Origin of the sequence: Micromonospora sp. C28SCA-DRY-2 (assembly GCF_030519475.1) — a bacterium.
In the GTDB taxonomy this organism is placed as follows: domain Bacteria; phylum Actinomycetota; class Actinomycetes; order Mycobacteriales; family Micromonosporaceae; genus Micromonospora.
This window is the reverse complement of record NZ_JAUMKD010000006.1, coordinates 77,730-89,897: the sequence shown is the minus strand read 5'-3', so window position 1 is coordinate 89,897 and position 12,168 is coordinate 77,730. Positions and strand designations below refer to the sequence as shown.

Sequence of the window (12,168 nt, the reverse complement as noted above, 5' to 3'; positions counted from 1 at the left end):
GGGGCTCGCGAGTTCACTCCTCGCCTCAGCCACGGAGCATCTCCGCCACCAGGAAGGCCAGCTCCAGCGACTGCTGGGTGTTCAGCCGAGGGTCGCAGGCGGTCTCGTACCGGTCGGGCAGGTCGAGGTCCTCGATGCCCTGGGCCCCGCCGAGGCACTCGGTGACGTCCTCGCCGGTGAGCTCGACGTGCAGGCCGCCCGGGTGGGTGTCCAGGCCGCGGTGCACCTCGAAGTAGCCGAGCACCTCGTCGACGATGCGGTCGAAGTGCCGGGTCTTGTAGCCGTTGGACGACTCGTGCGTGTTGCCGTGCATCGGGTCGCACTGCCAGACCACCTTGGCGCCGGCCGCGGTGACCTTGGACACGATCGGTGGCAGGGCGTCGCGGACCCGGTGGTTGCCCATCCGGCTGATCAGGGTGAGCCGGCCGGGGATGTTGTCGGGGTTGAGCTTCTCGCAGAGCTCGATCGCCTCGTCCGGGGTGGTGGTCGGGCCGAGCTTGACCCCGATCGGGTTGGCGATGCGGGAGATGAAGTCGATGTGCGCGCCGTCGATCTGCCGGGTGCGCTCGCCGATCCAGAGGAAGTGCCCGGAGAGCCCGTACGCCCGGCGGTCGGAGACCCGGGTCAGCGCCCGGTCGTATTCCAGCGCGAGGGCCTCGTGCGAGCAGTAGAGGGTGACCGTGCGCAGCGCCTCGTCGTCGGTCATCCCGCAGGCCCGGATGAAGGCCAGCGCCCGGTCGATCTCCCGGGCGATCGCCTCGTAGCGCTCGCCGGCCGGCGAGTTCCGCACGAAGCCCTTGTTCCAGTCGTGCACCGCGTGCAGGTCGGCGAGCCCGCCGGCCAGGTACGCGCGGAGCATGTTCATCGCGGCGGCCGAGTTCGCGTACGCCCGGATCATGCGCTGCGGGTCGGCGACCCGGGCGTCCGGCGTGGCCTCCAGCGAGTTGATCATGTCGCCCCGGTAGGCGGGCAGGCCGCGGGCGTCGGTCGGCAGCGAGCGCGGCTTGGTGTACTGGCCGGCCACCCGGGCCACCTTGACCACCGGCAGCGACGCGCCGTAGGTGAGCACGATCGCCATCTGGAGCAGGGTGCGGGCGTTGGCCAGCAGGTGGCTCTCGGTGTTGTCGGCGAAGGTCTCCGCGCAGTCGCCACCCTGGAGCAGGAACGCCTTGCCCTCGCAGACCAGCGCGAGCCGCTGCCGGAGCTGGTCGACCTCGTACGGCGCCACCACCGACGGGACGGTGTCGAGCACCTTGCAGACCTCGGCGACCCGGGCCGGGTCCGGCCAGGGCGGGGTCTGCGCCCGGGGCAGGTCCCGCCAGCGGTCCAGGCCGAGGGCCGCGTCCTCGGCGGAGTCGACGGTCGGACGGCTGGTCTGCAGGCCGGGGCTGCCCACGGCGGGATGGCTCAGCTGGTGCCACTCATGGCGCATGCCAGAAAGCGTACGGCGACCGCCGGGCCCGCCGACCGGCGAGGGGTCCGGTTCCGGCTGATGAGAGGCGTCTCACCCACCCGCAGGTCAGGGCGTGACGGCGGGGGCCGGAGTGTGCCCGCCCGGCTCCTCGCCGGCGATGCACCAGTCGGCGCCGTTGCGGGTGACGGTGAACAGCAGCGACCGGGTGGCCTTGCGGGAGCCGACGGTGATCGAGACCGAGGTGCTGACCTCCTGCCCCCGGGGGCCGGGCCGGATGTCGGTGATCTCGGCCTGCGGCACCTGGAAGTGGTCGGCGAAGTCGCCGTTCGGGCCGGTCGCGGCGGCGTCGAAACTCTCGTGCGCGGTCGCGCAGAACTGGCTGCGGCCGGCGGCCACGTCCTTGGCGGTCATCGCGTCGAGGTACGCCTGCACCCGCTCCCGGGCCCGCGCGCTCGCCTCCTCGGCGGGCGCCCGGCCGGGCTTGGTCGCCGGGTCGTCCTCCTTGATCAGACCGCAGCCGAGCAGGGTGATCGGCAGGGTCGCGAGCAGGGCGGCGGTCGCCGCCAGCCTCCGGTGCGTCACGCGCATCGCCACCTCCGTCGACGGGTCATCCAGACATACCGAGCCGCGAGTCTGTCACATCCACCCACCCACATGCCCGCTCGTCAGGCGCGGACGCTCTCTGGCAGCATTGCTTCCAGTCGAGGCGGTGCCGACGGCCGGTGGACATCCGCGGCCGATCCCGGCGCGACCGCGACGACAGTGGCGGGGGTGACGGGGATTCTCGGGACGGCGTCGATCGACACCGCTATGCTGCCCGCGGCCGAGCGGTTCGACTTCTGGCAGGAACTGGTCGCCCGGGAGTCGGCGCCGGCGCGCGTGGACAGCCCGCACGCCCACGACTTCACCGCCTCCGCCCGGGTCGTCGACCTGGGCACGGTGAAGCTCTCCTCGTGGCGCTACCCCTCGCTCGACATGCGGCGCACCGCCCGCCACATCCGCCGCTCCGACCCGGAGATGTACCACCTCGCGCTGCCGCTGTCCGGGCACGGCGCGATGATCCAGGACCGCCGGGAGACGCGCCTCGGCCCGCACGGGTTCGCCTTCGTGCACACCGGTCGGCCGCACGGCTCGTGGCACCGCCCGGACGGGCCCACCGCCGGACCGCTCAGCACGGTCACCGCCCTGGTGCCACCGGCCGCGCTGCCCATACCGGCCCGGCGGGCCGACCGGCTGCTGGCCGCCGAGATCCCGGCGGGCGCCGGCATGGGGCTGCTGCTCGCCCAGTTCATCCGGCAGGTCGTCGGCCATCCCGAGCAGTACGCCCCGGCCGACGCCGTCCGCCTCGACACGGTCGCCCTGGACCTCGTCGCCGGCACCCTCGCCCAGCGGCTGGACATCGAGGAGACGCTGCCGACGGAGGTCCGGGCCACCGGCCTGCGCGCCGGGGTCGAGGCGTTCGTGGAGCGGCACCTGGGCGACCCGGAGTTGAGACCGGCCACGGTGGCCACCGCGCACCACGTCTCGCTGCGCACGCTGCACCGGCTCTTCGAGGACGCCGACACCACCGTGGCGGCGCTGATCCGCAACCGGCGGCTGGCCCGCTGCCACCGGGACCTGGCCGACGAGCGGCTGCGCGGCCTGTCCGTGCGGACCGTCGCCGCGCGGTGGGGGTTCCGGGACAGCGCCCACTTCAGCCGGGTGTTCCGGGCCCGGTACGGGTTCTCCCCGCAGGAGCACCGCGACCGCTCGATGCCACGTCGGCCCCGCTGACACCACCGGGCGGGGAGGGACCGGTGCGTGGTCCCTCCCCGCCGTGTGGGTGGTGCGTCGGCCTACGGCCTAGCCGAGACCGCCCTTGATGGCGCCGATGAGCTCACCGTTGGTGGTGTCACCGGAGAGCTCCCAGAAGAACGCGCCACCGAGGCCCTGGTTGTTCGCGTACGTCATCTTGCCGTTGATGGTCGACGGGGTGTCGTAGCTCCACCAGTTGCTGCCGCACTTGGCGTACGCCGTGCCGGCGATCGTGCCGGTGGCCGGGCAGGTGTTCTTGAGGACCTTGTAGTCCTCGATGCCCTGCTCGTAGGTGCCCGGGGCCGCGCCGGTGGCGGTGCCGCCCGGGGCGGCCTGGGTCACCCCGGTCCAGCCCCGGCCGTAGAAGCCGATGCCGAGCAGCAGCTTGTTGGCCGGGATGCCCTTGCTCTTGAGCTTCTGGATCGCCGCGTCGGACCAGAAGCCCTGCTGCGGGATGCCGGGGTACGAGGTCAGCGGCGAGTGCGGGGCGGTCGGCCCCTGGGCGGCCCACGCACCGAAGAAGTCGTACGTCATCGGCATGATCCAGTTGAGGTGCGGCGCGGCGCCGGCGTAGTCGGTGGCGTCGATCTTGCCGCCGTTGCTGCCGTCCGCCGTGATCGCCGCGGTGACCAGCGCCGACGAGCCGAACTTCGTACGCAGCGCGCCGACCACGTTCTTGAACGCGTTCGGGCCGCTGCTGTCGCAGGTGAGGCCGCAGGCGTTCGGGTACTCCCAGTCGACGTCGATGCCGTCGAAGACGTCCGCCCAGCGCGGGTCCTCGACCAGGTTGTAGCAGCTCTCGGCGAACGCGGCCGGGTTCTGCGCGGCCTGGGTGAAGCCGCCGGACCAGGTCCAGCCGCCGAAGGACCAGATCACCTTCAGGTGCGGGTACATCTTCTTGAGCTTGCGCAGCTGGTTGAAGCTGCCCCGCAGCGGCTGGTCCCAGGTGTCGGCGACGCCGTCCACGCTGTCCGCGGCGGTGTACGCCTTCTCGTAGTCGGCGTAGCTGTCCCCGATGGTGCAGCGGCCGCCGGTGGTGTTGCCGAAGGCGTACAGGATGTGGGTCAGCTTCGCGGCCGAGCCGCTGGTGTGGATGTTCTTGACGTGGTAGTTGCGGCCGTAGACGCCCCACTGGGCGAAGTAGCCGACGACCTTCTTGCCACCCGGGTCCGGCGGGTTGGTGGTGGGCGGGTTGGAGGTGGGCGGCGTGGTGGTCGGCGGGGTCGTCGTCGGCGGCGTGGTGGTCGGCGGGGCGGTGGTGGTGGGCGGCGCGCCGCCGCCGCACGGGGCGCCGTTGATGGTGCAGTTCAGCGGCGCCCGGTACGCTCCGCTGCCGTTGTAGCCCCAGCTGAAGGCCGCGCCCGGAGCGATCGGCCCGGCCCAGCTCTTCTTCACCGCGACGTAGTGGTCGCCGGTGCGGGTGACGTCCGCGTCCCAGGAGCTGCTGATGCTGGTGCCCGCGGGCAGGTCGAACTCGATACGCCAGGTGCTGACCGGGGCGTCCGAGCCGTTGGTGATCGTCACCCTGGCCTCGTGACCGGTCCCCCAGTCCTGCACCTTGGTGAACGTGGTGGTGACGGTGCCGGCACCGAACGCCGAGGCCATCGGCACCGTGGCGACGGTGACGGCGACCACGGCGCCGGCCCAGAGGGCCCGGCGGAGCGATCTCTTCATGTGGCGTCTCCCCAAACAGTTAGGAAACTTTCCAAAATGATTGCTGAGACGCTACTCACGACGTCATCACTTCGTCAAGATGTGCATGTTTCGATTTCCCCGGCTCGTCGGGGAGGTCGGCCGGCGTGCGGCGGGAAGCCTTCGTGGCGCGCGGTGGGGAGGCTTCTCTACGCCCGGCGGCGAGCGCGTAACCTCGGTGCATGACCGTCTTCGACACCCCGATCGACGCCCTCGGCGGCGGCCCGGCCGACCTCGCCCGCTACCGCGGCCGGGCCCTGCTGGTGGTCAACGTCGCCTCCCGCTGCGGCCTCACCCCGCAGTACGCCGGCCTCCAGGCGCTGTACGAGGAGTACGCCGACCGCGGCCTGGTGGTGCTCGGCGTGCCGTGCAACCAGTTCGCCGGGCAGGAGCCGGGCAGCGCCGCCGAGATCAGCGACTTCTGCCAGGTCAACTACGGGGTGACCTTCCCGCTGACGGAGAAGGTCGACGTCAACGGCCGCGGCCGGCACCCGCTCTACGCGGCGCTGGTGTCCACCCCGGACGCCGAGGGGCACACCGGCGACGTGCGGTGGAACTTCGAGAAGTTCCTGGTCGCGCCGGACGGCACGGTCGCCGCCCGGTTCGCCCCGACGGTGACCCCGGACTCCGCCGAGTTGCGCGCCGCGATCGAGAAGGTACTGCCCAACCGGGACTGACCCGACCGTCCCGCGCCCGGGTCACCGCCCGACGCCCACCCGTCGTCGGTCGCCGCGCAACCCCGGTGATCGACACCGTGTCGGCGGCATGGGGTGTCCGCAGGCGTGGGATGCCGCCACATCGCCGAAACGGTGTCGATCACGGCGGGAAGAGCATCGCGGGCCGAGGCGCCACGACACGCCCGGCCGATCCCGGAGGAACGACCGCGCCGGCCAACCCGCCCCGCCGGCCCGTCCAACCCGGCGGCGTCGCCACGCAGCCCGGCAGGCCGAGATGTTCGCCCGGTCCACGGCCGAACGACCGGTGGAAACGGGGCGCGGTCGCCGGCCGCGGAGGCAGGCACTGTGCGGGGGTGTGACCGCTTTCGATCACACCCCCGCAGGCCAGCGGCGTCAGCCGGCGACGGAGCGGAAGACCGGGTAGTAGCCGCCGGACTGCCCGGCCGCCGTCGGGTGGTAGGAGATGCCGAGGTTGGCGAAGTTGAGGGCGTGCAGCCACTTCTCCCCGTAGCTGCACAGCTGGTGGCCGACGAACTGGGACCGGACGTCGGCGAAGGTGAACCCGGCCGCCTGGGCGGCGCTACGGGTGATGTCGTCGACCAGGTTGATGCCCTCGTTGATCTTCGCCCGCGAGGTGGCGCTGAGCCCGACGCAGACCGTGCCGAGCTGGTAGAAGACCGGGTAGCCGACGACCACCACCCGGGCCGAGGGCGCCCGGTTGCGGATTCCCGTGTAGACGGTGCGCAGCAGGGCGGGCAGTTCGGCACGGGCCTTGTCCTCGGCCGCCTGCACCGCCGCCACACACTCGGTGGTGCCGTAGAGCACGCAGGTGGTCATGATGTTGGCGAAGCCCACGTCGTTGCCGCCGACCGTGATGCTGACCAGCGAGGTGGTGGAGCTGAGCGCGGCGAGCTGGGTGTTGACCACGCTGCTGGTGGTGGCGCCCGAGCAGGCGACCGAGCGGTACGACGCCGGGCGCACGGCCGCCGCGTAGAGCGCCGGATAGGCGTTCGTGCTGCGCTGGCAGGAGCCGCTCTCGGCGGTGTAGCTGCCGGCGCCCACGCCGGAGGAGTACGAGTCGCCGAGGGCGACGTAGTGGTCGGCGGGGGCGGCCTGAGCCGGCCCGACCGCGATGGCGAGGGTGGCGGCCACGGTGGTGACCAGGCTGATGGCGAGGGTTGCCAGACGGGATTTCCGCACGTCGCGCTCCGGGGGTAGGAGGATCGGTGCGAGATAGATATCACTAAATATCGACGAAGGAAAGATCCTGCCGGTGCGGCGTCGGTCAGTGGCGATTTCCGCCGCCCCCGGCGCCCGCGAGGACGGCGGACGCAGGGTGACCGGACGGAGTCCCGGCGTGTCGGTCGCGCCAGGATTGCGCCGCAGTCCCACAGACGGGACTCTCTACCGGACGCATCCTCACCGTCCACTCCGGAGGCGACATGCACCTGCTTCGGACCACGCCGCGCCGCCTGCTCGCCGGAGCCGGCGCGCTCCTGCTCGGCGCCGGGCTGGCGACCGCCGCCGCCGCGCCGGCCGCCGGTGCGGCGACCGTCGGGTACGTGCGGCTGGCGCACCTCTCCCCCGACACCCCCGCCGTGGACGTCTACCTGGCCGCGCCCGACCGGTCGGAGCCGCAGGTCTTCCCGGCCGTCGGCTACGGGGTGGTCTCCCGGTACCTCCCGCTGCCGGCCGGGCGGTACGCGGTGGCCATGCGCGAGGCGGGCGCACCGGCCGACGAACCGCCGGTGCTGACCACCGAGGTGGCGGTGAGCAGCGGCGCGGCGTACACGGTGGCCGGGGTGGGGCGGCACGCCGACCTGGGGCTGCGGGTGCTGCACGACGACCTCAGCGCACCGCCGCCCGGCCGGGCCAAGCTCCGCGTCGTGCAGGCCTCGGTACGCGCCCCGGTGCTCGACGTGGCGGCCGCCGACGGGCCACGGATCGCCGAGGGCGTGCCGTTCGCCACCACCACCGACTACCACGAGCTGGAGCCGGGCCGGTGGCGGCTGCGCCTCGGCGGCGCGGGTGGCCCGACCACCGAGGCAGCGGTCGAGCTGACCCGCGGCGCGGTCTACTCGCTGCTGGTGCTCGACGCGAAGCGGGGCGGGCTCACCACCGAGCTGCGCCAGGACGCCCAGGGCGGTTCGGTGGTGCCGGCCGGGGGTGTGGACACCGGCGCGGGGGGCACCGCGCGGCCGGAGCGGTCGGCGTACCCGCTGCTCGGGCTGGCCGGGGCCGGGCTCGTCGGGGCGGGGCTGGTGCTGCTGCGCCGGCGGCGTACCCCCTGGTGACCGGCGGACCCGGCCCGGCGGTCCGGCGGCGCCGGCGGGTACGCCCGGCGGCGCTGGTCGCGGCCGGCGCGGCCCTCTGCCTGGCGGCCGGTGTCGGGCCGGCCCTCGGCGGGTCCGCCCCGCCCCCGCCGGCCGCCGGCCGGGCCGCCCCACCCGGTCCGGCCGTGAGCCGGTCCGACCTACCGGCAACCCTGTCCTGGTCCGACCGGCCGGCAGCCCCGGGCGCGGCCACCCGGCCCGCGCCGGCACTCGGGGCCACCTGGCCCGCGCCGGCAGCGGGTCCGGGCTGCGCGACGGACTGCGCGGCGGCCGCCGGCCCACCCAGCCGGCTCCGGGTGGCGCGGATCGGCGTGGACTCCCCGCTCAGCGTGCTCGGTCTGGACGCGGCCGGCGCCCTGGCCGCGCCGTCCGATTTCGACCGCGCCGGCTGGTACGGCGGCGGCCCCGCCCCCGGCGACCCGGGCCCGGCGGTGATTGCCGGGCACCTGGACTCGCGGGACGGGCCGGCCGTCTTCGCCCGGCTCGGCGAGTTGCGCCCGGGTGACCGGGTGCAGGTGTGGCGCGGCGACCGGGTGGTGCCGTTCCGGGTCACCGGCACGCTGCGCGCCGGCAAGGACCGCTTCCCGACCAGCGCGGTGTACGGCCCGACGCCGGGCCCGGAGCTGCGCCTGGTCACCTGCGGCGGCGAGTTCGACCGCCGCCGCGGCCACTACCGGGACAACCTGGTGGTCTTCGCCGTCGCCGAGCCGGCCGGCGACCCGCTGCCCCGGTCAGCCGCCGGCTGACCGGCGGCCGGAGCGGGAGTCCGGCCAGACCGGGCGGCGGCCGGCGAAGCCGCACTCCACGCGGTGGTACCAGTTCAGGTCCGGGTCCCCCTCCAGCCAGCACCAGAGCACCGGCCGGCCGTCCCGCTCGCCGGGGAAGTCGAGCAGCACCGGGGCGATCCCCTTCACCTGGATGTCGTGCTGGTGCAGCTCGTCCAGCACGGCGTGCAGCCGCGCCTCCAGCCCCTTGACCTCGGCCCGCCCGCCGAGCGGGCTGGCGCCCTCCCGAGCCAGGTCGGCGCGGAGTTCGGCCAGGTCGGCCCGGAGCCGGATCAGCTCGTCGACGCGGGGGCGCAGGGTGGCCACCAGGTGCCGGGCCTGGGCGAGTGTGAACACCCGGCCAGTATGGGGCACTCCGGGCCGGACTGCGGCCGCACCCGCAGCTCACCCGCCGCTCTTGTAGCTAACCTTCCTTGACGGGCCATTGACGTGTAGTTAAGTTTCAACGAAACCACGACGGGAGGTCGACCGTGGAGCGTAGGAAGTTCCTGGCCGGTGCGGGTGCGGTGACCGCGGGAGCGGTCGCGGCGGCGGCCCCCGGCTCACCCGGCGCCGCAGTGCCCGGCATCCGCCGCGTGGAGACCGGCCTGGACGTGCTCGTCCGGTCCGGCTTCAGCGAACTCGCCGGCCAGCGGGTCGGCGTGATCTCGAATCCGACCGGTGTCGACGGGTCCTACCGGCACCTGGTCGACCTGATGCACGCCTCCGACGCGGTCCAGCTGGCCGCCGCGTTCGGCCCCGAGCACGGGTTCCGCGGCTCGGCGCAGGCCGGCGGCAGCGAGGGCACCGGCGTCGACGCCCGCACCGGGATCACCGTCTACGACGCGTACGGGGCGTCGCTGGCCAAGTGGGAGACGATGTTCACCCAGGCCGGCGTCGACACCGTGGTCTTCGACATCCAGGACGTGGGCGCCCGCTTCTACACCTACATCTGGACGATGTACACCTCGATGATGGCCGCCGCCCGGACCGGCAAGCGGTACGTCGTGCTGGACCGGCCCAACCCGGTCGGCGGCCGGGCGTACGGGCCGATGATGACCAGCGCCTACACCTCGGGGGTGGGGCTGAAGGAGATCGTCCAGCAGCACGGCATGACGGTGGGCGAGCTGGCCCGGTTCTTCAACGCCGAGTTCCTGCCGGCCGAGGCCGGCGGCCAGGCGGACCTGCACGTCGTCCGCTGTCGACACTGGAAGCGCGACAAGCTCGCCGCCGACACCGACCTGCCCTGGGTGATGCCCAGCCCGAACATGCCCACTCCGGACACCGCGCTGGTCTACCCGGGCACCGGGCTGTTCGAGGGCGTCGCCTCGATCACCGAGGGGCGGGGCACCTGCCGGCCGTTCGAGCTGATCGGCGGGCTGGCCACCGACTTCGACTACCACTGGTCCGACCGGCTCAACGCCCGGGAGCTGCCGGGCGTCGAGTTCCGCGAGGCGTACTTCACGCCGACCTCCGCCGGGCAGAAGCCGGCGCTGCTCAACAAGCTCTGCGCCGGCGTCGAGGTGAAGGTCGTCGACCGGGCCGCGTACGACCCGATCCGCACCGCCGTGGCCATGCTGGTCGAGGCGCACAAGTACCCGGCGTTCGCCTGGCGGCGGGACTCCTGGGACACCGTGCGGCCGTACTGGATCGACAAGCTGACCGGCTCGCCCCGGCTGCGCACGATGATCGACGCGGGCGCCGACGTGGACGACGTGGTCGGCGCCTGGGCCGACGAGCTGGCCGACTTCAACCGGCGCCGCGCCCCGTACCTGCTCTACTGAGGACCGTCCGACGTGGCGGCGCCGGGCTGATCCGTCGATCAGCCCGGCGCCGTTTTTCCGTCGGCCCGGCCAGTTCACCGGAAACCGGCTCACGTCGGCGGGCGGCTCGCTACCCTCGGCTTCGGGACCCACACGGACATCCGGCCGCCACTCGATCGGCGCGATCGCCGGTGACCAGGCGATCGACGTCCCGCCGGAGCACCGGCGGCAGCCGTACGACTGGCGCGCGGGACACCCATGCCGATAGGAGCGCCATGCCCGGGAAGACCCGATCCCCCGCCCTCCATCTCATCGTCTGCCACGCCGAACCCGCCGCCGGGCTCGCCGAGTTCATCGCCGGCTGCCAGGAACTGGGTTGGCAGGTCCACGCGGTCGCCGCCACCGCCGACGCCGTCGACCCCGCCGCCCTCGCCGAGCTGACCGGGCATCCGGTGCGCACCGACGAGCAGGCCGAGACGCTGCACCCGCTGCCGCCGGCCGACGCGTACGCGGTCGCGCCGGCCAGCTTCGACCTGGTCAACAAGTGGGCGTACGGGTTCAACGACAACCTCGCCCTGCGGCTGCTCAACGAGGCGACCTCGATCGGCCTGCCGGTCGTCGCCGTGCCCGCCCCCGATCCGGCGTTCGCCCGGCACCCCGCCTTCCTGGAGAGCCTGGAGCGGCTGCGGCACTGGGGCGTGGCGGTGACCCGGCCCGCCGAGCCGGGCGACGCCGACGACCCGGCGCCCTGGCACGTCGCCGTGCGGGTGGTCGCCGGGTGGACGCGGTTCGCCCGGGTACCCGCCCAGCAGCCGGCCGAGCCGGTGCGCGGCGTCGAGGAGCTGGCCCTGCAGTCCGGTTGACTCAGTCGGCCTGGTCGGCCAGCTCGCGGGCCCGGTCCCGGGCCGCCTCGAGCGCGGCGAGCAGCGCCGCCCGTACGCCGTGCTTCTCCAGCTCGCGCACGGCCGAGATGGTGGTGCCGGCCGGCGAGGTGACCGCCTCGCGCAGCTTCACCGGGTGTTCGCCGGAGTCGCGCAGCATCACCGCGGAGCCGATGGCGGTCTGCACGATCAGCTCGTGGGCCACCTGCCGGGGCAGGCCGAGCAGGATGCCGGCGTCGATCATCGCCTCGACCAGCAGGTAGAAGTAGGCCGGCCCGGAGCCGGAGAGCGCGGTGACCGCGTCCTGCTGCGACTCGGGCACCCGGATGGTGGCGCCCAGCGGCTTGAACATCTCCTCGGCCAGGGCCAGGTGGGTCCCGGTGGCGTGCGCGCCGGCGGAGATGGCCGTCATCGCCTCGTCGACCAGGGCCGGGGTGTTGGTCATCACCCGCACCACCGGGGTGCCCTCGGGCAGCCGGCGGTTGAAGAAGCTGGTCGGCAGGCCGGCGCAGAGCGAGATCACCAGCTTGTCGGCGGGCACCTTGGGCCCGATCTCGTCGAGCAGCGTCGCCGCGTCCTGCGGCTTGACCGAGACGGCGAGCACCTCCGCCTCGTCGACAGCGGTGAGGTTGTCGACCACCCGTACCCCGTAGCGGGCGGTCAGCTCCTCGGCGCGGGCCGGGCGCCGGGCGGTGGCCAGCAGCCGGTCGACCGGCCAGCCCGAGCGCAGCAGCCCGGAGAGCATCAGCTCACCGATCTTGCCGGCGCCGATCACGGCGACCGTGTGCACCGCGTACCCCCTCCTGCCGTGGCCGGCGGCGCGGTGGGCCGGGTGGCCCGCCGCGCCGCC

12 protein-coding genes are annotated in these 12,168 nt (G+C 73.8%); 6 read left to right on the top strand and 6 right to left on the bottom strand.

Annotation, left to right across the window (positions count from 1 at the left end; genetic code table 11):
- Nucleotides 1-25 precede the first annotated feature (25 nt).
- Together Q3W71_RS23300 and Q3W71_RS23295 are read right to left on the bottom strand one after the other, a co-directional pair.
- Entirely contained in the window at nt 26-1,432 is a 1,407-nt protein-coding gene (locus Q3W71_RS23300) for a class II 3-deoxy-7-phosphoheptulonate synthase (RefSeq protein ID WP_302921550.1), read from the bottom strand.
- Nucleotides 1,433-1,519: 87 nt separating this feature from the next.
- A complete protein-coding gene (locus Q3W71_RS23295; RefSeq protein ID WP_302921549.1) occupies nt 1,520-2,002 on the bottom strand; it encodes a hypothetical protein in 483 nt (160 codons plus the stop codon).
- 183 nt (nt 2,003-2,185) lie between these two features.
- Between Q3W71_RS23295 and Q3W71_RS23290 the strand changes: the two genes are divergently transcribed.
- Entirely contained in the window at nt 2,186-3,187 is a 1,002-nt protein-coding gene (locus Q3W71_RS23290) for a helix-turn-helix domain-containing protein (RefSeq protein ID WP_302921548.1), read from the top strand.
- Between the two features lie 69 nt (nt 3,188-3,256).
- Here Q3W71_RS23290 and Q3W71_RS23285 read toward each other — a convergent pair whose 3' ends face one another.
- On the bottom strand, nt 3,257-4,882 hold the full coding sequence (locus Q3W71_RS23285; protein ID WP_302921546.1) for a glycosyl hydrolase family 18 protein: 1,626 nt from the start codon (nt 4,880-4,882) through the stop codon (nt 3,257-3,259).
- Nucleotides 4,883-5,082: 200 nt separating this feature from the next.
- Between Q3W71_RS23285 and Q3W71_RS23280 the strand changes: the two genes are divergently transcribed.
- Complete coding sequence (locus Q3W71_RS23280) at nt 5,083-5,577, top strand: glutathione peroxidase (RefSeq protein WP_302921545.1); 495 nt, start codon at nt 5,083-5,085, stop codon at nt 5,575-5,577.
- A gap of 393 nt (nt 5,578-5,970) precedes the next feature.
- Here Q3W71_RS23280 and Q3W71_RS23275 read toward each other — a convergent pair whose 3' ends face one another.
- Entirely contained in the window at nt 5,971-6,777 is an 807-nt protein-coding gene (locus Q3W71_RS23275) for an SGNH/GDSL hydrolase family protein (RefSeq protein ID WP_302921543.1), read from the bottom strand.
- Nucleotides 6,778-7,019: 242 nt separating this feature from the next.
- On the opposite strand from Q3W71_RS23275, the gene Q3W71_RS23270 reads away from it, so the two are divergent.
- Nucleotides 7,020-7,871, top strand: coding sequence for a DUF4397 domain-containing protein (locus tag Q3W71_RS23270; protein ID WP_302921542.1), 852 nt, complete (start codon nt 7,020-7,022; stop codon nt 7,869-7,871).
- On the top strand, nt 7,868-8,656 hold the full coding sequence (locus Q3W71_RS23265) for a class F sortase (protein ID WP_368051053.1): 789 nt from the start codon (nt 7,868-7,870) through the stop codon (nt 8,654-8,656). Before Q3W71_RS23270 ends, Q3W71_RS23265 begins: the two co-directional genes overlap by 4 nt.
- Here the strand turns inward: Q3W71_RS23265 and Q3W71_RS23260 are convergent.
- Nucleotides 8,642-9,031, bottom strand: a complete 390-nt coding sequence (locus Q3W71_RS23260; RefSeq protein ID WP_302921541.1) for a DUF2203 domain-containing protein — start codon at nt 9,029-9,031, stop codon at nt 8,642-8,644. The two genes, Q3W71_RS23265 and Q3W71_RS23260, sit on opposite strands and share 15 nt — an antisense overlap.
- A 134-nt stretch (nt 9,032-9,165) precedes the next feature.
- Here Q3W71_RS23260 and Q3W71_RS23255 point away from each other — a divergent pair, with 134 nt between their 5' ends.
- Nucleotides 9,166-10,458 (top strand): DUF1343 domain-containing protein, encoded by a 1,293-nt coding sequence (locus Q3W71_RS23255; protein ID WP_302921540.1) that lies wholly within the window; start codon nt 9,166-9,168, stop codon nt 10,456-10,458.
- A 254-nt stretch (nt 10,459-10,712) separates the two neighbouring features.
- Nucleotides 10,713-11,300: a flavoprotein gene (locus tag Q3W71_RS23250; RefSeq protein WP_302921539.1), complete on the top strand. Its 588-nt coding sequence runs from the start codon at nt 10,713-10,715 to the stop codon at nt 11,298-11,300.
- 1 nt (nt 11,301) lies between these two features.
- On the opposite strand, the gene proC is transcribed toward Q3W71_RS23250, so the two are convergent.
- The gene (proC, locus tag Q3W71_RS23245; protein WP_302921538.1) at nt 11,302-12,108 is read right to left on the bottom strand and encodes a pyrroline-5-carboxylate reductase; all 807 of its coding nucleotides are present in this window, start codon (nt 12,106-12,108) and stop codon (nt 11,302-11,304) included.
- Nucleotides 12,109-12,168: the final 60 nt, after the last annotated feature.